The organism is Senegalimassilia faecalis (genome assembly GCF_004135645.1).
Lineage (GTDB): Bacteria > Actinomycetota > Coriobacteriia > Coriobacteriales > Eggerthellaceae > Senegalimassilia > Senegalimassilia faecalis.
Map to the genome: position 1 here is coordinate 1,144,956 of NZ_SDPW01000001.1, position 18,074 is coordinate 1,163,029.

Consider the following 18,074-nt stretch of genomic DNA (forward strand, 5'->3'; position numbering starts at 1 on the left):
CCAGTGGCACGTTTCGCCCGTGGCCGCCGGCGTGAGCGGAGCGCGCAGTGAAGAAGCCGGTGGCTTCTTCGAACGGAGCGCGCAGCGAGAGCGAAGGCGAAGCGATGGCGACCCAGGGGAGCCATCGAGCGCAGCCGGAGCGGGCTTTGCCGCCCATAAGCGGCGAAGCGTCGGGCGCAAGGCCGACATCGCGCAGAGCGATAGCGAAGCGCATCGGGCGCGAGCCCGATATACGCGGGCGGCATCGGTTTGCGAGCATGCGAAAAGCGGGACCGCCTTTCGGCGGCCCCGCTGCCCTTGGAGGGCTAGGAGGTCTGGTTAGCCCTCCAAGGTGCCAAGTGCGTTGACGTGATATCTGTAGGTTGTTTTGTTCATGACGTTCACCTTGTCTTTCTGATTCATATGCCCAGCTCAGGGCATGTTTCAAACGTGTTTTTATTAATACCTTCGAGCGGCGGCTCCCGCTCTTATCTTCTAGATTGTGTCCGAGGCGCAAGGCCGCGGTCACCCCAGCTCCAACCTGGGCAAACGGACGGGCCAGCGTCGAAGACACCCGTACGACAGGAAGGAGCAACATGGAGCTGCACACAGTCGCCGTGCACGGAAGCCCGCGCGTCATCCTCTTGGACGACCGCATGGCCCCCGTGCGGCCCGTCTTCAGGTACCTCGAGTTCCTGAGGCTGAAGAACCGGGCCCCCAGCACTCTCGCGTCCTACGCCCAGGACCTCAAAACCTACTGGGTCTTCCTTTCCCAGAAGGGCTACGCCTACGACGAGGCCACGCCCTCCACCATCAACGAGTACAAGGCCTATTTGCAGTCAAATGACCCCGACGCCCTCGTCCTCTACCTGGAGAGCGTGCGCTGCGGGTCGACCATCAACAGGATGCTCAGCACGCTCAAGGGCTTCTACGGCTGGTGCGAGCTACTGGGGGCCGTCGAACTCAACCCCGTTCTCTCCCAGGCGGTGGCTATGCCGCCCGGCATGCACAAGGGCATGCTCCACCACGCTCGCAGAGACAGCAGGACCGTCCAGGGCGTCTTCAAGGTCAAAGAGAGCCCCAGGCGCGTCCGCATCGTCACCGACGAGGAGATGTCCACCATACTGGACGCCGCCAATAGCGAACGCGACAAGCTCCTGCTCTCGCTGCTGTACATGACCGGCGCCAGGATCCAGGAGGCCCTCGACCTCCAGATCGGCTCCATACCCATTCCCGACCAGTTCGCCCCCGTCTCCGTCGTAGAAAACATCAAGTCAAAGGGGAAGCGGCGCGACCTGTACGTCCCGCTCAGGTGCCTGGAGCTCATCGACGCCTACATAATCGGCGGGAGAGCCGACATCGCTACCGACCACGACTTCCTGTTCGTGGCCGACCACGGGCCGTGGCGCGGGCGCAAGCTTACCTACAACGCCGCCTACGACTCCCTGACCCGCATACGCGAGAAGACGGGCATATCGTTCGGCTTCCACGATCTGAGGCACACGTTCAACACGAACCTAGCCGAGGCGGGCGTCGACGTCGCGGTGAGGCAGCTCCTCTTGGGGCATGCCCACGCGTCCACCACCGATCGCTACACCCACCTCTCCAGCAAGCGCGCCTGCGAGGCGTTGGAATCCTACTGGGAGAGGAGCGTGATGTCATGCCCGCAGAGCTGACCCCCTCGAGGACCAGGCCGAGGAGCGGCCAATGGGTTCTCGTCGAGACGAGGCCGGAATCCGCGTCCTGCGGCAAGAGGTTCGGGTTCACCCTTGACCAGCTGCCCGACCAGGTCAGGCGCGCCGTCGGAGACTATGCATGGACGTGCTACACGGCCAGGACCGTGAGCGCGAGAAGCGTAGCCACTCACTGCAGGAACGCCCGCTACTTCGCAGACTACCTGAAGTCGAGCGGCGTCGACGACCTGCGCGACCTAACCCCCCAGCTAATGGATGGCTTCCGCTCCTACCTTGCGTCCGCGATTTCCTACAGGGAGGGCAGGCCCCTGGGCTACAGGAGCCAATACAGCATATTCAAGGACATCAGGAGCATCGTCTGCTGGCTCCAGGTGAACAGGCCCGAGAGCATCGCGCAGACGGCCCTGTACGAGGGCTGCGAGTTCCTCGGCATCAACCAGACCCGCGACATCGATTACCTGTCCGACGACGTGGTCGCCCAAGTCAACACAGCCCTTCCGAACGAGAAGAACGAGATCTTGCGCAACGCCATACTCATCCTCGAGAGCACAGGCATGCGCGCCAGCGAGCTCGAGAATCTCAGGGTAGACTGCGTGAGCAAGCACCCCGTCAACGGGCACATGATCGAGTGGTTCGACCTCAAGAACGGCGTTCAGAGGAAGCCGATCCCGGCGTCCCCGCAGTGCGTCGCAGCCGTCTCCCGGATCGCCGAGCTGACCGAGGAGGCCCGCAGGGAGATGCCGGAGAAGGACCGTGGCTTCCTGATGGTCTTCAAGGACCCCCACCGCTCGTACGCATGCAAGCGCATACGGTCCCATCTCATGCGGGCCTGGCTCAAGAAGTTCGCGGAGAGGCACGAGATCAGGGAGCAAGACGGCAGCATCGCCAGCCTCACCGTTCACTCCTTCAGACGCACGCTCGCCACCGACATGGTTTCCAAGGGTGTCGACCTAGTCGTCGTGAAGGAGGTTATGGGCCACGCCTTCGCCTCCACCACCAAGGGCTACTACGCCAAAGTGAAGGACCCCGCCATGGCGAAGGCCTTCTCCGAGCTGCGGCCGGTGGGCGCGAGGCAGACCGATGCCCTGACGGCGGATGAGCGTGCGTGGCTCGCCGAGAACGGCGACACGAAGGCCCTCCTCTCGGATGGGTACTGCGCGAAGCCGTTTAGCGACGGCGAGGTCTGCAGCAGGCTCATGCAGTCAGGCCGATGCCTGACCTGCGCGAGGTTCGTTACCACGCCGGAGTTTCTGGATGCCCACAGGGAGCGGTTGGCCGGCATCAGGGCCGACATGGAAGCGGGCGCCGCCTACGGCGAGCACTACCGCCAGCACCTCCAGGCGACAGCCGATCTGCTAGAGGCCCTGATAAGGCAACTGGAGGCGATGTAGATGGAGGCCATCGCAATTGACATCCTGCCGGCGCAGAAGAACGAGCGAGCCGAGACCGAGTGGAACCCGGAGGTCGGGAGATCTCGGTTCCGCGACGACGTATGGGACCTGACGGACCTTACGCCCGACTGGGTCCAAGGCCATCGCAGGAAGATAGACTTCACCGCCGTTGCCGAGCCCGGGCTCCGGGAAGTATGGCGGCACTACGCCTACTGGAAGCTCGGACGCGTCAAGGCATCAACCGTGACGTCGATGAGGAGCAACATCTTGAGGCTCTTCGGATACTGCACCGTGATGGGTGCGGACAGGCTATCGGACCTCGACGAGCACGACATACTTGGCCTGCCCCTCTGGCTTTCCTCCTGCGGAATCGAGCCAGCCACCCAGGTTCACGTTCTCCAAGTGGCAGACGAGATCATAAGAATCGGCCAGTTGCGGGGCTGGGACGTTCCCGAAAGCGTCAACATGGCCGCAGTAAAGGCCCGGCCCGAGTGGCCAAAGGGGGACCCGCCCCACAAGAAGACCAAGGTGATACCGGACGACACCATGGAGCGCGTTCTCGAGTGCGCCCTCATGGAGGAAGACACGATAAGCAAATCCTTGATAATCATCCTCAGCCAGACAGGGCTAAGAGCCAGCGAGGTCGTCACGATAGAGAGGGGCTGCATAGAGCAGGCGCCCGCCGGCATGCACACCATGGAGGTGTTGATCTCAAAGACCGTCAAGCAGGGCCCAACCCCGCACAGGATACTGGTCAACAGCCTTGTCGTCGACGCGGTGAGGGAGCTCGAGAAGCGAAATCCCGCTTCCGAGGGCCCGCTGTTCGTGCGGCCCGTCAGGGGCAAGGTAAAGAGAATGACGGCGTCCGACGTCGCGAACAGGTTGAAGCGCTTCTGCCTGCGCTGGTCGATAACCGATGCCGGCGGCAAGCCCGCCATACACCCCCACATGTTCAGGACCACGTTCGTGCGGTCGCTGGTCATGCAGGGCATCCCTCTGGCGTTCATCATGGAACACTACGCCCACGTCTCCATAGACATGACGGCGCACTACCTTCAGCTCAGCCGAGAGGACCTGCGCAGCGCATGGGGCAAAGCGATACTGTCGCCCGACTCCACGATTGCGGGCAAGCGGGCGAGGCAGATAAGGGCCGCGGTGGCCAAAGAGCTCAAGGCCAGGGCCGAGGAGAGCGTCGAGGACGTCATTGCCTCCCTTGCGGACTCCATGAGCTTCAACCCTCTGCCGACGGGCGTCTGCCTATACGACCTGCGCCGCGGCCCCTGCTCGAAGGGTGAGAGCTGCTTCTTCTACAATTGCCCGAACTACGTGACCGAGAAGCGCTTCTACCCCGTCCTCAAGCGAGAGCTCGACCTCATCGAAGAGGAGATGTCTCGCCTGAAGGCGCTGGGGCGGGAGCGCGAATGGCAACGCCAGTACGCGAAGCGCGCTCATCTTGAGCCCCTCGTCAGAGATTTGGAGGAGCAGGTCAATGAACAATAGGAACACCGAGGGCATCAGGGCGCACGCCGCATCGAGGGCCGAAGAGACCAGGACCAGAGCCGAAGCCGCCATAGAGACCCTCAAAGGCCGAGGCGAGAGGATAACCTTCGCCGCCGTTGCCAGGGAGTCGGGCCTGAGCAGGTCGTCTTTGTACGGCAATGATTATGTCAAGGTGCGTATCCAGAGTCTTCAGGCACTCGAAGCCGTCCCCGACCGAGCATCAAAGAAATCCCGAGGAGACGGCTCACGGCGGCTGACCGAGCTCGCGGACAGAGTCAGAGAGCTGGAGGAGCAGAAGCTGATGCTCGTGGCCCAGCTGGCCGAGATGGAGCTTCTCAGGATGGAGAACGAGGAACTCAAGCGAGTTGCGAAATCGAGGTCGACTCCACAGGCCCCGAATGTGGTCACAATGCGCTAGGGCGGCACGTGCTGGACGCTTTCGAGCGTCCAGCACGTGTTTGCGCAAATGGCAAACGTCTTAGACACATGAACCCCAAGCGTTGATGTGATGGCGGAGGATCGCGCGAGACCCGCTCACGATCATCAGCGCGATGTCGTCGAAACGGACGGCCGTGTCGACCAGGTCGTCGCCGTTGGCTGCAAGCCATTGCGCCGCAGCCGACTCGCGCTGCTCGCGGGTTATCGTCGGGTCCTCGAAGCGCTGGGTGCCGACATTGGCCGAGACGTTCACGAATGCGATGCCGTCGTCGTCTTTGGCGATGATGTCGATGGCCTGGCCGTCGGCTGCCGTCCAGCTGCGGTCGAGAATCTCGTAACCCTTGCTGGTGAGGAATCTCTCGCTTGCCTCGACTGCGCGTTTGTTGATGACTTCCATGATAGACCTCCTGTGTTCTTAGGCCGCCCCGCTGGCTGCCTTGCGGCACGAAGGCCGCATGGTTTGGCGGTGTGTGCAAGGACGGAAGCGAAAACGTGGAACGCCATGAGTTTTGCGCAGCGAAAGTTTTTCGCGCCTTGCGCATGCCATCGGGCCATGCGAACGTGCGGGACTCAAGGAAGCGACGTGTCGGGCTAGGTTCTGGATGGTCGTTTGGATTGCCAACGACGCGCCGCCGTCGCGTCGGCTGACCGCCATATCGCCCGCATCTCCGCGCAGGCTCGATCGCAGCAGGTCGGCGACCGCGCTGGCGTATAATGTCGGAAAGCGAATGTATTGCATTCCGAGTGAACGGAGTTCCGATGCCGGGCTACAAGGACCTCATCACGGAGAATCCCAGCGAAACCGCCATCCGCAGTTATTTGGTGCAGGGCGACCAGGTTTCGGTGACCCTGCGCATCCCGAACGCCCTGCGCGACGCGGCCAAGGAGGAAGCGGCCCTGCGCGGCATGAGCTTCAGCGCCTTCGTCCGCACCTGCATGATCGAAGAGCTCGCAAAGAAAGGCCGATAACGACCATGGGCGCCAGCACCTATTCCTATACGGTGGTCCCCGGAGGATTCAACGAGGACTTCTACGAGCAATGCGTTATCGAGCATATGGCCGAAGAGCTCGGCTATACGCATCTATACGGCCCGGACGTCATCCGCACCTCCGACGAGTACCGCGACGTATTCCTGCCGGGCGTCCTTGAGGACTCCCTCGCGCGCATAAACAAGGGCCTCCCCGCCGCTGCAATCGACGAGGCGATTCTCAAAATCCAGAACGTTGAGGGCGGAACGCTTGAACAGCGCAACGAGACCTTCAACGATTACCTGCAGTCTGGCGTCGAGGTGCGCTTCTTCGATGGCAAGCAAGAGCGCGACGACATCGTTCGCCTGCTCGACTTCGACGACCCCGAGAACAACGACTTTCACGTTGTGAACCAGTGGACGTTCGTGGAGTACTCCGAGAAGCGCCCCGACGTCATCGCGTTCGTGAACGGCATGCCGCTCGTAATGTTCGAGCTGAAGTCGCCCTCGCGCGAAGAAACCGATGCATCCGACGCCTATTTGCAGCTTCGCAACTACATGCACCACATACCCAGCATGTTCGTACCGAACGTCTTCTGCGTGATGAGCGACATGTCCGAGACTCGCGTTGGCACCATCACCGCCGACGAAGACCGCTACGTTGCGTGGAAATCAACCGACGGAGATTACTCCGAGACCAAGGCGGCCACTTGGCAGACCATGCTCGACGGCATGATGCCCAAGGCGCGCCTGCTCGACCTCATCCGTAATTTCGTCTGCTTCAATGACAGCAACGATAAAGTCGTCAAGATCCTTGCCGCCTACCACCAGTACTTCGGCGTGCGCAAGGCAATCGAGCGCGCAGAAGAAGCCGTCGCGGGAGACGGCAAGATAGGCGTCTTCTGGCATACGCAAGGCTCCGGCAAATCCCTTTCCATGGTGTTCTTCGCGCACTTGCTTCAACGCCACTTGGACAGCCCCACCATCGTCGTTATCACCGACCGCAACGACCTGGACGACCAGCTGTTCGGGCAATTTGGGCGTTGCTCGGCATTCCTGCGCCAAAATCCCGTTCAGGCAACAAGCCGCGAGGACCTGAAAAACCTCCTAGAGGGACGCGAGGCCAACGGCATCATATTCACCACCATGCAGAAATTCACCGACGGCGACGAACCGCTATGCGACCGCAGCAATGTCGTGGTGATGGTGGATGAGGCGCATCGCGGCCAGTACGGCCTCACCGAGAAGATGGACGCTAGCGGCAAGGTGTCCGTTGGGGCGGCGCGCGTAGTGCGCAAAGCGCTGCCCAACGCGTCCTACATCGGATTCACCGGCACGCCCATCGCCCTTGAAGACCGCAACACCCGCGAGATCTTTGGCGATTACATCGACGTCTACGACATGACTCAATCCGTGGAAGACGAGTCGACTAAGCCCGTCTACTACGAAAGTCGCGTGGTAGCGCTGCATCTGGACAACGACGCACTAGGCAAAATCGATGCCGCCTATCGGGAGTTCGCCGACCAGGCCGACGAGGCAAGCATCGAGAAATCAAAGCGCGACCTGGGCGGCCTGAACGCCATCTTCGACACGCCCGAAACCATTGACGCGCTGTGCCAAGACATCGTTGAGCACTACGAGAACAACCGCGCCGACGTGCTCGCCGGCAAGGCGCTCATCGTGGCCTACAGCCGGCCCATCGCCATGAAGATCTACAAACGAATCATGGAGCTTCGCCCCTCTTGGAAGGAAAAGGTGGGCGTGGTCATGACCATGTCCAACCAGGACCCAGAAGAATGGTTCGAGGTCTGCGGCGGCACCAAGCACAAGAAGGACATGGAGCAGCGCTTCAAGAACGACGACGACCCGCTGAAGATCGCCATCGTCGTCGACATGTGGCTCACCGGCTTCGACGTGCCGAGCCTGGCCACCATGTACGTGTTCAAGCCCATGAAGGGCTACAATCTGATGCAGGCCATTGCTCGCGTGAACCGCGTCTGCCGCGGCAAAGAGGGCGGCCTGGTGGTGGACTACATCGGCATCGCCCGTGCGCTCAAGCAAGCCATGAAGGACTACACCCAGCGCGACCAGGGCAACTACGGCAACATGGACGTCGCCGCCACGGCATATCCCAAGTTCTTGGAAAAGCTGGACGTGTGCCGCGACCTCCTTTATGGATTTGACTACAGGAAGCTTATCTTCACCGACAAGAAATCCCAGCTGGCTGCCGCCATCGCCGAAGGCACCGACTGGCTACTCGACCCCACGCGCCACGAGGACTGCGAAGAGTTCTTAAAACAGTGCCAGCTGATGAACCAGGCCCTCAGCCTATGCAAAAGCCTGATCTCCCAAGAAGACCAGCACGAGGCAGCCTACCTCTCAGTCCTGCGCGTCCAGGTATTGCGCCTTACGGGCCGCAAGCCGAGCGGCGGCGGGGGCATGACTTACGAAGAATTCAACAAACGCGTGACCGAGATTATGGAGCAAACGGTTCACGCCGACGGAGTGCTCAACCTGTTTGACAGCAAAGACGTCGAAATCTCGCTTTTCGACGAGGCCTTCCTTACGGAAGTTGCCAACATGAAGGAAAAGAACATCGCCGTCGAAAGCCTAAAGCGGCTTATCAAAGAACGCGTGAGCACCTACCAGAAAACCAGCGTGGTGAAGGCGCAGAAGTTCTCGGACATGCTGCAGGGCACGCTCAACAGCTATCTAAACGGCATGCTCACCAACGCGCAGGTCATCGAAGAGCTAGTCGAGATGGCCAAGGAGATGATGAGGGACCGCACCGACGCCGAAGAAATGGGGCTCACAGACGAGGAGATGGCTTTTTACGATGCCATCACCAAGCCCCAAGCGGTCCATGACTTTTACAACAACGACCAGTTGGTCGCAATAGCCCGAGAGCTTACCGAGACGTTGCAAAAGAGCGCCACCATCGACTGGCAGAAGAAGGAAAGCGCCCGCGCCGGAATGCGCCGCGCCATCAAGCGTCTTCTGCGAAAATACAAGTACCCACCCGAGGGCGTCGACGACGCGATGGAGACGGTCATGAAGCAATGCGAGCTCTGGGCCGACAGCAAGACATTCGATTAGGAGTAAGACGTGGCGAAAAAGAAAGCCGACAACACCGCTGAAATCGGATTCGAACAGCAGATCTGGAGCGCAGCAGACAAGCTTCGCGGCAATATTGACGCATCTGAGTACAAGAACGTAGTTCTGGGACTCATCTTTCTGAAGTATATTTCCGACAAGTTCGACCAGCGCCATCAGGAGCTTGTCGAAGAGGGCGAAGGTTTCGAAGAAGACCGCGACGAATACTTGGCCGAGAACATCTTCTTCGTGCCGGAGAGCGCGCGTTGGGCAACGATCGCCGCGGCAGCCCATACACCCGAAGTCGGCAAGGTCATCGACGAAGCCATGCGCCAAATCGAAGCTGAAAACGACAAACTGAAGAACATCCTCCCCAAGAACTTCGCGCGCCAAGAGCTGGATAAGCGCCGCCTTGGCGAGGTTGTAGACTTGTTCACCAATGTGCAAATGGCCGAGAAGGGCGACACACGCGACATCCTTGGCCGCACTTACGAATATTGCCTGGCGAAGTTCGCCGAAGCAGAAGGCAAGAACGCGGGAGAATTCTACACGCCGGCCTGTATCGTAAAGACCTTGGTTGAAATCATCGAACCCTATCATGGGCGCGTGTACGACCCCTGTTGCGGTAGCGGCGGCATGTTCGTGCAGTCGGCCGAGTTCGTAAAACGCCATCAGGGAAACATTGACGACTTGTCTATCTACGGCCAGGAAAGCAACCCCACTACATGGAAAATGGCCACGATGAACTTGGCTATCCGCGGCATCGACGCAAACCTTGGAAAGCAGAACGCCGACACGTTCTTCAACGACTTGCACCGCACCGAGAAGTTCGACTTCGTCCTGGCAAACCCGCCGTTCAACATGAAGGACTGGGGCGGCGACAAGCTGAAAGAGGATCCGCGCTGGGAGTACGGCGTGCCGCCCGAGGGCAACGCCAACTTCGCTTGGGTGCAGCATATGGTGCACCACCTAAATCGCAGCGGCCGCATGGGTATGGTGCTGGCCAATGGCTCGCTTTCGAGCCAAACCAACAACGAGGGCGATATCCGCGCCAAACTGATTGAAGCCGACCTGATAGAGGGCGTTGTCGCCATGCCCGGCCAGCTTTTCTACAGCACGCAAATCCCCGTGTGCCTGTGGATTATCACCAAGAAGAAGGCTCAACCCGGCAAGACGCTATTCATCGACGCGCGGAATATGGGCACCATGGTAAGCCGCAAACTGCGCGAGTTCACCGATGAAGACATCGCCAAGGTTGCCGGTGCGTTCGATGCATTCCGCGAGGGTAAGCTGGATGAAGAGAAGGGCTTCAGCGCCGCCGCGAGCATCGAAGACATCGCAAAGCAGGATTACATCATCACTCCCGGCCGCTATGTTGGCATCGCCGACGTCGAGGAGGACGATGAGCCCTTTGAGGAAAAAATGGCCCGCCTGACTAGTGAGATATCCAAATGCTTCGAAGAGTCAAACCGACTGCAAGAGCAGATCAAGAAGAATTTGGAGGCGATCGGGTATGGGCTGTAGGGTTGCGTTAGGCGATATTTGCGACATTAATACTTCTCAATATTCAACCAAGGAGGCTTGGCCTCGTATTCAGTATCTTGACACCGGCAATGTGACTCGCGGTGTGATTTCTGAGCTGCAACAGCTCGATCCTTTGACTGGCAAAGTTCCAAGTCGGGCTCGTCGGAAGGTTAAACCCAATAGCATCGTGTACTCAATGGTTCGCCCTAATCAAGGGCATTATGCCTTACTTAAAAACCCACCAGTAAACATGCTTGTTTCAACAGGTTTCAGCGTCATAGATGCAGACGAAAGCCAGGTGCTTCCCAGTTATCTCTACTACGCTTTAACTACGAAAGAGGCGACGGAAGGCTTTCAGGCGCTCGCGGAGCAAAGTGTGTCAACATACCCGACTCTAAGCTCCGCTGATTTGCTAGCGTTCGAGGTCGCGCTTCCGCCGCTCAAATGCCAACAACAAGTCGCTGCGGTACTTGAGCGCATTGACGAAAAAATGGCTGCCAACGCTAAGCTAAATGGCTATTTAGAAGAACTGGCACGCGCCATGTATGTGAACGCAATGCAAGAACATGCAGATAGTGCCGCGCTGCGCGATTTAGCAGAATTCAATCCGGAAACGTATTCGCCTAAAGAAAACTGGAGTGCTGTAAGCTACATTGATACCAGCGCCCTTATGCTAAACGATCTGGCAGGGCTTCAGCACTTCAATCTCGCCGAAGAAAAGCTTCCAGCCAGAGCTCGTCGCAAGGTCTCCGACGGTGACATTCTCTACTCAACCGTTAGGCCCAATCAAAACCATTATGGATTGCTGTACGGTCCGGTGCCGCATATGTTGGCCTCTACAGCTTTCGCAGTAATACGACCAAACGATACGATCATGTCCCCGCTTGTCTACCTCGCACTTACAGATGCGAGAATTACCAAGACGCTCCAACAGCTTGCCGAAACAAGCACTTCAACCATTCCGTCGATTAGACCAGTAGACCTTGAGCAAATTGCTGTACTAGTACCTTCGGATGAATGCGGGAATGAAATTGCCGCTCAAATTGGAACAGCTTTCAAACAGATCGATTGCAATAAACGAGAAAATCGTAAGCTTGCCGCTCTCCGTGACGCTCTTCTCCCCAAACTCATGTCGGGTGAAATCGACGTTTCGAAAGTAGACCTCACGCAGCTAAATAGCCATTTATCCGATTGTTGAGCTCGATTTTGCTGGTAATGCTATCGAGTAGGTAAGCAATGCGGTCTTGGGTTATCTTGTCGGGAATAGTCACTTTGTGCAAATTGACGTGATTTCTATTGACGCCAGGAACCGCGCTTGCCGTTGTGTATTCGCTCCAGGGAATAGTCTGAAGAAGGTAATATACAAATCTCGGATTGTTCCCTTTGAAATCGCACGAATAGAGGGAAGTGTTAAGAGGCCAACAGCTAATGCTCGAATAAAAAACTTTCCCGATGGTTCCGTATCTTCCCGTGATTACGCAAGGGCCCTCAACCATATATTTATCATGGGTGCCGGTTTTACCGGAAGACGAATAAACGGGGTACTTTCCGCTCACTCGCTTGCTTGCTGGAAGGTCGAATCCTCTTTTTAAATCGGTAACTTCGCCGAGAGTCGTTGTCGTCCAGCTCATTCCAAATACTTCCTATGCGATGCCTTCACATTGTTCTGGTTCACCATGGCGTAGCGCATGGTGGTATCTATTTTCGCATGTCCGAGAAGCTTTTGCACTTGTTCGATGGGCATTCCCTTGTCGATGGCGTGGGTGGCTAGCGTGCGGCGGAATTTATGAGGATGAACTCTGCCCGCATTGCATGATTCTCCAATGGAGCGAAGCTGCGATTCTATGGCGTCAATGGTTGCGCGCCTTGGCTCTCCGGAAAGCGTTGTGAAAAGTGCGGGGTTGGAATCGTGGCGCGTTTTCAGGTAAGTGATAAGACTTTGCTTCGTGCGTGCGTCGAAATATACAGGGCGTTGCTTGTTACCTTTGCCTGTGACAACGCATTCCCGTTCCCGAAAATCAATATCACTGCGATTGAGATTGACAAGTTCGCCGATGCGCATGCCGCTTGATGCAAGCATGTCGACAATGGCTGAATCGCGTGCGGAATGACACGCAGTGCGTACTGCTTCTAACTGCTCATCGGTGAACGTCTCCTTGGCGACAACGGCAGTCTTAACGCGCTTAATGCGGCGAACAGGGCTTTTAACGATGTAGTCTTCGTCTTCGAGCCAAGAAAAGAAACTCGACATAATACGTCGAATATTGTCGATGGTGACTTTGCTTGCATGTCGTTTACGTTCGTAGTCATTCAGATATGAGCGCAGGTCGTCGCTTTCGATTTGGGGCACAGGCTTGTCGATCGCGTCTTGCATCATGGTAAGGGTGTTTCGATAGTATTCAACCGTTTTAGGCGAGCAACCTTCGACAGTTTTAGCGGTGAGGAATAGAGGGAGTAAATCAGCGTCCGATTGGTTGTGCTGGGGTTGCTTCAGGGCTGTTGCTAGCACTTCCTTAAGGCGTTTGAGTTGAGATGCGTTGAGGGTTGTTTTCATCTGCTCAAGAATTACGTTGATGGTGGAGTTCATGGTATTCCCCTTTGTCCGTTGCTGAACTCCAATAATTAGCGCAGAGCGAGATAAATGGCTATTTAGAAGAACTGGCACGCGCCATGTATGTGAACGCAATGCAAGAACATGCAGATAGTGCCGCGCTGCGCGATTTAGCAGAATTCAATCCGGAAACGTATTCGCCTAAAGAAAACTGGAGTGCTGTAAGCTACATTGATACCAGCGCCCTTATGCTAAACGATCTGGCAGGGCTTCAGCACTTCAATCTCGCCGAAGAAAAGCTTCCAGCCAGAGCTCGTCGCAAGGTCTCCGACGGTGACATTCTCTACTCAACCGTTAGGCCCAATCAAAACCATTATGGATTGCTGTACGGTCCGGTGCCGCATATGTTGGCCTCTACAGCTTTCGCAGTAATACGACCAAACGATACGATCATGTCCCCGCTTGTCTACCTCGCACTTACAGATGCGAGAATTACCAAGACGCTCCAACAGCTTGCCGAAACAAGCACTTCAACCATTCCGTCGATTAGACCAGTAGACCTTGAGCAAATTGCTGTACTAGTACCTTCGGATGAATGCGGGAATGAAATTGCCGCTCAAATTGGAACAGCTTTCAAACAGATCGATTGCAATAAACGAGAAAATCGTAAGCTTGCCGCTCTCCGTGACGCTCTTCTCCCCAAACTCATGTCGGGTGAAATCGACGTTTCGAAAGTAGACCTCACGCAGCTAAATAGCCATTTACCAAAGTGGCGGGCGATCTGTTGCAAATTCAGGGGCATCCCTACATACCTGCCACAACTGCAACTGCTGTCACGCAAGCATGTGTTGGAACCATGAAAGTTTGGTACTTCTTGGAGTTTGGGACCACTTTGGGACCACTTGGGGGTCCAGACAAAGAAAAAGGTCACAAGCTTGAGCCTGTGACCTGGTGTTTCTGGTCGCGGGGGCAGGATTTGAACCTACGGCCTCCGGGTTATGAGCCCGGCGAGCTACCAGACTGCTCCACCCCGCATCGTGCGACCCGCTTTCCAGAAGTTGTAAGCGCTTCGGAAAAGCTGCAAGAAAGAACTATACGCGCGGTTTCGCGTATGTGCAAGTAAAACCTTGCTCATCACAAAACCGTCACAATTAAGTTGCCTGCGTTCGCCGTTTGCCGCATGCTGCGGTTGGCGTACAATCGCACGAAACGGCAGCAAGCCGTGCTGGTATCGCGAAAAGAGGGACCTATGCAAATCATCACCGATCAGGTTTACGCATTCTCGAAGGACAACAAACCCTGCGCCACCGCCAAGCCGGGCGAGGTGCTGCAGTTCAACACGCTCGACTGCTTCAGCAACCGCATCCCCGACGAGAGCACCACCATGGCCGATCTCGATTACACGTACGGCTTCGCGAACCCCGCCGCCGGCCCTGTGTACATCGAAGGCGCCGAGCCGGGCGACGTGCTGGTGGTGGACATTTACGACGTGAAAGTTGCCGACGAGGGCACCATCGCCACCGACGACCATTGCGGCCCGCTGTTCGAAACGACGGGCTACCGCACGAAGAAAATCCCCATCAAGGACGGCATGGCCACGTTTAACCAGGTCAGCTTCCCGATTGACCCCATGATCGGCGTCATCGGCATCGCGCCTTCGGGCCCCGACGTCATCGACGGCTTCGTGGGCAGTCACGGCGGCAACATGGACAACAAGAAAATCACGAAGGGCACGCGCCTGTATTTCCCCGTGCGCGTCCCCGGCGCGTTGCTGCAGATGGGCGACGTGCACGCCACCATGGGCGATGCCGAGCTGTGCGGCACCGGCATCGAGATTCCGGCCGAAATCACCGTGCGTGTGCAGCTGGTGAAAGACTTCGAGCTGAACTGGCCCGTGCTGGAAACGTTCGGCGCGCAGGGCAAGTGGTATGTGAACGCCTGCGCCCCGCATTACGAAGAAGCCCTGATGAACGCCTCGAAGGAGCTGCAACGCCTGCTCATGCGCATCACCGGCTGGGACGCGGTGGAAACCTACATGTATATGTCGGTGCAAAGCGACGTGGAGATCAGCCAGGGCTGCGAGCCGTGCGAAGTCGAGCTGTCCCTGCGCATCGGTACGCCGAAGCTGCCGCAGTTCCCCTCGCTCGTGCCGCAGCCGTAAGGTTTGCGTGGGCGCTGGCGGGCGAGCGCGTTGCGGGGCTGCCGGTGAGCGCCGGCGCGAATCGCTGGCGGGCGGCGGCGCGGTTCGCCGTAGCGCGAATCACGGGGGGCAGCTTGCCTGCCCGCGTGCGAACACAGCTTGCCGGTGCGGCTCGTTGTCTTCGCAAGCACCTGCAACGCTTGCGTTCGCGTAACCGTTCGCAACGCAAAAAACGCCGTTCGCCAAGCGCGAGCAAGAAAACTTCTCCGGTACGCGCACGAAGCACATATGTCGAACCAAAGCGAAAAGAGGCCCGTTTTCCCACAAAAATGGGCCTCTTTCCATCTTCGCAAGCCGCCGATTTCGCCCATATCGGCCAAAAGCAGCACTCATACGTGACTTTTACGGTCACATTTGCAAAAACGCGTATTCGCTTTACTGCGTCAAAGTGGTAAAGTACCCGCATATTGCGCAGAGCCGGGGGACCAGCTTCCGGCCCTGCGCAATGTTCATTTTCCCAAGAAGAAAGAGAGGACAGGGAAATGGCAGCAGGAAACGCCCCCGCAAAAGGTGGCGCGGGGGACAACATCGAGCAGTTCGGCTATAAGCAAGAGCTGCGCCGCGGGATGGGCCTGTGGGACGTCGTGATGTATGGCGTTCTGTTCATGGTTATCATCGCGCCGCAATCCATCTTCGGTTCCATTCAGCAGAACAGCCATGGCATGACGCCGCTGGTGTACATCATCGGCTTCGTGGCCATCATGTTCACCGCCATGAGCTACATGCGCATGTCTGGCCGGTTCCCCATCGCGGGTTCCGTGTACTCGTACGTGCAGCGCGGCATCAACCCGCACGTCGGCTTCATTGCCGGCTGGCTGATCCTGCTGGACTACATTCTGGTTCCGTCCCTGCTCATCGTCATGGTCATGAACTGGGGCACCGCATTGATCCCCAACAGCCCGGCATGGTTGTGGGCCGTGGTGTTCATTGCGTTCAACACGTTCGTGAACATCCGCGGTATCCAGATGAGCCGCGGCGTTGACTGGGTCATCTTCGTCATCGAGGTGCTGGCCGTTATCGCGTTCATCGCGTTGGGCTGCAACTTCGTTATGGGCGGCGGCGGCGCGGGCGGCTTCGTGCTTGACCCGATTTACCAGGAAGGCCAGGTCGACGCGCACTTCATCGCTTCCGGCATCTCCCTGGCGGCGCTTTCGTTCCTCGGCTTCGACGGCATGTCCACGCTGGCTGAGGAAACCCGCGAGCCCGAGAAGAACATCGGTCGCGGCATCCTGATTGCGCTGTGCGCCATCATCGTCGTGTTCGTTGCGCAGACCTACATCGCCGCTATCGTGCAGCCCGACTGGGCGAACACCGACCCCGACATGGGCTTCTTCGATTCCGTCATGCTGGTGGGCGGCCCGGTCTTCTACAAGATCATGCTCGTCATCAACATCGTGGCCATCGGCATCGCTAACATCATGAACGCTCAGATGGCGTCCTCGCGCCTGCTGTTCTCCATGGGCCGCGACGGCGTTATCCCGAAGGTGTTCGGCAAGGTGCATCCGAAGTATCAGACGCCTTGGTTCTCCGCGGTGTTCCTGGGCGTGGTGACGCTGTGCCTGTCCATCCCCATGGGCGACAAGATGACCGAGCTGGCCGGCCTGGTGAACTTCGGCGCGCTGGCTTCGTTCATCCTGCTGAACTTCGCCGTGTTCCTGTTCTTCTTCATCCGCGAGAAGAAGCGCAACACGCTCGGCGACATCGTGAAGTACCTCATCTGCCCCTGGATCGGCATCGCCATTCTGGTGTACGTGTTCACCGGCTTCGAGACGATGACGTACGTCGTCGGTATCGTGTGGCTGGTCATCGGCCTGATCATCGGTGCAGTGAAGTCGAAGGGCTACAGGGAAGTGCCCGAGGCGTTCAAGCACCTGGAGGTGTAGCGGCGCGGCCGGCAGGCTTTCGACTGGGAAAGCGTCCGGCGTGTTGCGAACGTGACAACATGGTAACGCTGTCTGCGTAGGCGGCGCTTTGAGGGGTTCTGCGGCTGCGCGCTGCGGGACCCCTTGCTATACTGGAGAAGAGCCTGATGAGCGCGCAGTTTACGCACGTGGTGAATCCGGCGAAGCGTAGGTTTTCGCACGAGCTGCGTTGGCAGGCTTGCTGCTTTGCGTGGCTGGTGGGGAGCTGACTTCTGCTTCGCTGGGCGCGTGATGCGCTTGGCATGGTGTTGAGCTGCGGGTTATGCGTTGCGTGCTGAAAACCCGCCGGAAAAAGGAGGGATTGCCATGTTGTACGATGCGATTGTCGTTCCGTTCGACGGTTCCGCGTCCGCTCGCGCGGCGCTTGACGAGGCCGTGCGTTTCGCAAAGGAAGACCCGGGCCTGGTTCTGCACGTCATTCAGATTGCGGACTTGGAGCAGGCTGCTGTGGCGCTGCTGGAGTCCAAGGGCGTCGACCTGTCCGAAAGCGCGGTGCCCATGGGCATGCGCGACGCGGTCGAGGCGGTTACGCAGCAGGCGTCGGAGCGCTTGCGCACGCAGGTCGATGGCGTGCTGCGCAGCCTGATGAACGAGAAGCGCGTCAGCTTGCTGCCCGAGGTGCATCCGGGCGACCAGATCGTGCAATACGCGAAAGACAACAGCTGCGACCTTATCATCATGGGTAGCCGCGGACTTGGTGCGCTGCGCGGGATGCTGGGCAGCGTCAGCAGCTACGTGCTGCGTGAGGCTACGGTTCCCGTGCTGGTGGTGAAAGCGGGCGAGTAGCGGCCTGGTTGCAACCTGTGGAGAAATG

15 protein-coding genes and 1 tRNA gene are annotated in these 18,074 nt (G+C 58.3%); 12 read left to right on the forward strand and 4 right to left on the reverse strand.

Translation table 11 applies throughout. The annotated features are described in order from the left end of the window. The first annotated feature begins 575 nt into the window (after positions 1-575). From ET524_RS04775 to ET524_RS04790, 4 genes are read left to right on the forward strand one after another with little or no spacing between them, the layout of a single operon-like run. Positions 576-1,655 carry a tyrosine-type recombinase/integrase gene (locus ET524_RS04775; RefSeq protein ID WP_129423106.1) on the forward strand — a complete coding sequence of 360 codons (1,080 nt, stop codon included), beginning with the start codon at positions 576-578 and terminating at the stop codon, positions 1,653-1,655. Continuing rightward, positions 1,640-3,064 carry a tyrosine-type recombinase/integrase gene (locus ET524_RS04780; RefSeq protein ID WP_129423105.1) on the forward strand — a complete coding sequence of 475 codons (1,425 nt, stop codon included), beginning with the start codon at positions 1,640-1,642 and terminating at the stop codon, positions 3,062-3,064. The genes ET524_RS04775 and ET524_RS04780 overlap by 16 nt, the downstream gene beginning before the upstream one ends. Next, positions 3,065-4,564, forward strand: a complete 1,500-nt coding sequence (locus tag ET524_RS04785; RefSeq protein ID WP_129423104.1) for a tyrosine-type recombinase/integrase — start codon at positions 3,065-3,067, stop codon at positions 4,562-4,564. It begins immediately after the preceding gene. Then, on the forward strand, positions 4,554-4,982 hold the full coding sequence (locus tag ET524_RS04790) for a DUF6262 family protein (protein WP_129423103.1): 429 nt from the start codon (positions 4,554-4,556) through the stop codon (positions 4,980-4,982). The genes ET524_RS04785 and ET524_RS04790 overlap by 11 nt, the downstream gene beginning before the upstream one ends. 60 nt (positions 4,983-5,042) lie before the next feature. Here ET524_RS04790 and ET524_RS04795 read toward each other — a convergent pair whose 3' ends face one another. Continuing rightward, entirely contained in the window at positions 5,043-5,399 is a 357-nt protein-coding gene (locus tag ET524_RS04795) for a YraN family protein (protein WP_129423686.1), read from the reverse strand. 362 nt (positions 5,400-5,761) lie between these two features. On the opposite strand from ET524_RS04795, the gene ET524_RS04800 reads away from it, so the two are divergent. The 4 genes from ET524_RS04800 to ET524_RS04815 are packed head-to-tail and all read left to right on the forward strand — an operon-like array spanning position 5,762 to position 11,785. Then, positions 5,762-5,971 (forward strand): YlcI/YnfO family protein, encoded by a 210-nt coding sequence (locus tag ET524_RS04800; RefSeq protein ID WP_129423688.1) that lies wholly within the window; start codon positions 5,762-5,764, stop codon positions 5,969-5,971. Between the two features lie 5 nt (positions 5,972-5,976). Next, complete coding sequence (locus tag ET524_RS04805) at positions 5,977-9,066, forward strand: type I restriction endonuclease subunit R (RefSeq protein WP_129423691.1); 3,090 nt, start codon at positions 5,977-5,979, stop codon at positions 9,064-9,066. Positions 9,067-9,075: 9 nt separating this feature from the next. Next, positions 9,076-10,587 (forward strand): type I restriction-modification system subunit M, encoded by a 1,512-nt coding sequence (locus ET524_RS04810; RefSeq protein ID WP_129423693.1) that lies wholly within the window; start codon positions 9,076-9,078, stop codon positions 10,585-10,587. Then, positions 10,577-11,785 carry a restriction endonuclease subunit S gene (locus ET524_RS04815; protein ID WP_129423695.1) on the forward strand — a complete coding sequence of 403 codons (1,209 nt, stop codon included), beginning with the start codon at positions 10,577-10,579 and terminating at the stop codon, positions 11,783-11,785. The genes ET524_RS04810 and ET524_RS04815 overlap by 11 nt, the downstream gene beginning before the upstream one ends. Here ET524_RS04815 and ET524_RS12165 read toward each other — a convergent pair. Continuing rightward, positions 11,751-12,218, reverse strand: coding sequence for a restriction endonuclease subunit S (locus tag ET524_RS12165; protein ID WP_129423697.1), 468 nt, complete (start codon positions 12,216-12,218; stop codon positions 11,751-11,753). The genes ET524_RS04815 and ET524_RS12165 overlap by 35 nt on opposite strands. Next, a complete protein-coding gene (gene xerA / locus ET524_RS04825; protein ID WP_129423699.1) occupies positions 12,215-13,174 on the reverse strand; it encodes a site-specific tyrosine recombinase/integron integrase in 960 nt (319 codons plus the stop codon). The genes ET524_RS12165 and xerA overlap by 4 nt, the downstream gene beginning before the upstream one ends. Positions 13,175-13,257: 83 nt before the next feature. Between xerA and ET524_RS04830 the strand changes: the two genes are divergently transcribed. Further along, positions 13,258-13,998, forward strand: a complete 741-nt coding sequence (locus tag ET524_RS04830) for a restriction endonuclease subunit S (RefSeq protein ID WP_129423701.1) — start codon at positions 13,258-13,260, stop codon at positions 13,996-13,998. Between the two features lie 98 nt (positions 13,999-14,096). Here ET524_RS04830 and ET524_RS04835 read toward each other — a convergent pair. Beyond that, a tRNA-Met gene (locus ET524_RS04835) sits at positions 14,097-14,173 on the reverse strand. Between the two features lie 214 nt (positions 14,174-14,387). Here ET524_RS04835 and ET524_RS04840 point away from each other — a divergent pair. From ET524_RS04840 to ET524_RS04850, 3 genes are all read left to right on the forward strand, one after another. Continuing rightward, positions 14,388-15,299 carry an acetamidase/formamidase family protein gene (locus ET524_RS04840; protein WP_129423703.1) on the forward strand — a complete coding sequence of 304 codons (912 nt, stop codon included), beginning with the start codon at positions 14,388-14,390 and terminating at the stop codon, positions 15,297-15,299. Positions 15,300-15,820: 521 nt separating this feature from the next. Further along, positions 15,821-17,221, forward strand: a complete 1,401-nt coding sequence (locus ET524_RS04845; RefSeq protein WP_129423705.1) for an APC family permease — start codon at positions 15,821-15,823, stop codon at positions 17,219-17,221. Between the two features lie 345 nt (positions 17,222-17,566). Further along, a complete protein-coding gene (locus tag ET524_RS04850; RefSeq protein ID WP_129423707.1) occupies positions 17,567-18,046 on the forward strand; it encodes a universal stress protein in 480 nt (159 codons plus the stop codon). Positions 18,047-18,074 lie beyond the last annotated feature (28 nt).

What these genes read in the sequence shown, in the direction of transcription:
- ET524_RS04795 (WP_129423686.1), bottom strand. Translation starts at nt 5,399, where the DNA reads ATGGAAGTCATCAACAAACGCGCAGTCGAGGCAAGCGAGAGATTCCTC.
- ET524_RS04845 (WP_129423705.1), top strand. Translation starts at nt 15,821, where the DNA reads ATGGCAGCAGGAAACGCCCCCGCAAAAGGTGGCGCGGGGGACAACATC.
- xerA (WP_129423699.1), bottom strand. Translation starts at nt 13,174, where the DNA reads ATGAACTCCACCATCAACGTAATTCTTGAGCAGATGAAAACAACCCTC.
- ET524_RS04785 (WP_129423104.1), top strand. Translation starts at nt 3,065, where the DNA reads ATGGAGGCCATCGCAATTGACATCCTGCCGGCGCAGAAGAACGAGCGA.
- ET524_RS04780 (WP_129423105.1), top strand. Translation starts at nt 1,640, where the DNA reads ATGCCCGCAGAGCTGACCCCCTCGAGGACCAGGCCGAGGAGCGGCCAA.
- ET524_RS04815 (WP_129423695.1), top strand. Translation starts at nt 10,577, where the DNA reads ATGGGCTGTAGGGTTGCGTTAGGCGATATTTGCGACATTAATACTTCT.
- ET524_RS12165 (WP_129423697.1), bottom strand. Translation starts at nt 12,218, where the DNA reads ATGAGCTGGACGACAACGACTCTCGGCGAAGTTACCGATTTAAAAAGA.
- ET524_RS04805 (WP_129423691.1), top strand. Translation starts at nt 5,977, where the DNA reads ATGGGCGCCAGCACCTATTCCTATACGGTGGTCCCCGGAGGATTCAAC.
- ET524_RS04850 (WP_129423707.1), top strand. Translation starts at nt 17,567, where the DNA reads ATGTTGTACGATGCGATTGTCGTTCCGTTCGACGGTTCCGCGTCCGCT.
- ET524_RS04775 (WP_129423106.1), top strand. Translation starts at nt 576, where the DNA reads ATGGAGCTGCACACAGTCGCCGTGCACGGAAGCCCGCGCGTCATCCTC.
- ET524_RS04790 (WP_129423103.1), top strand. Translation starts at nt 4,554, where the DNA reads ATGAACAATAGGAACACCGAGGGCATCAGGGCGCACGCCGCATCGAGG.
- ET524_RS04840 (WP_129423703.1), top strand. Translation starts at nt 14,388, where the DNA reads ATGCAAATCATCACCGATCAGGTTTACGCATTCTCGAAGGACAACAAA.
- ET524_RS04800 (WP_129423688.1), top strand. Translation starts at nt 5,762, where the DNA reads ATGCCGGGCTACAAGGACCTCATCACGGAGAATCCCAGCGAAACCGCC.
- ET524_RS04830 (WP_129423701.1), top strand. Translation starts at nt 13,258, where the DNA reads ATGTATGTGAACGCAATGCAAGAACATGCAGATAGTGCCGCGCTGCGC.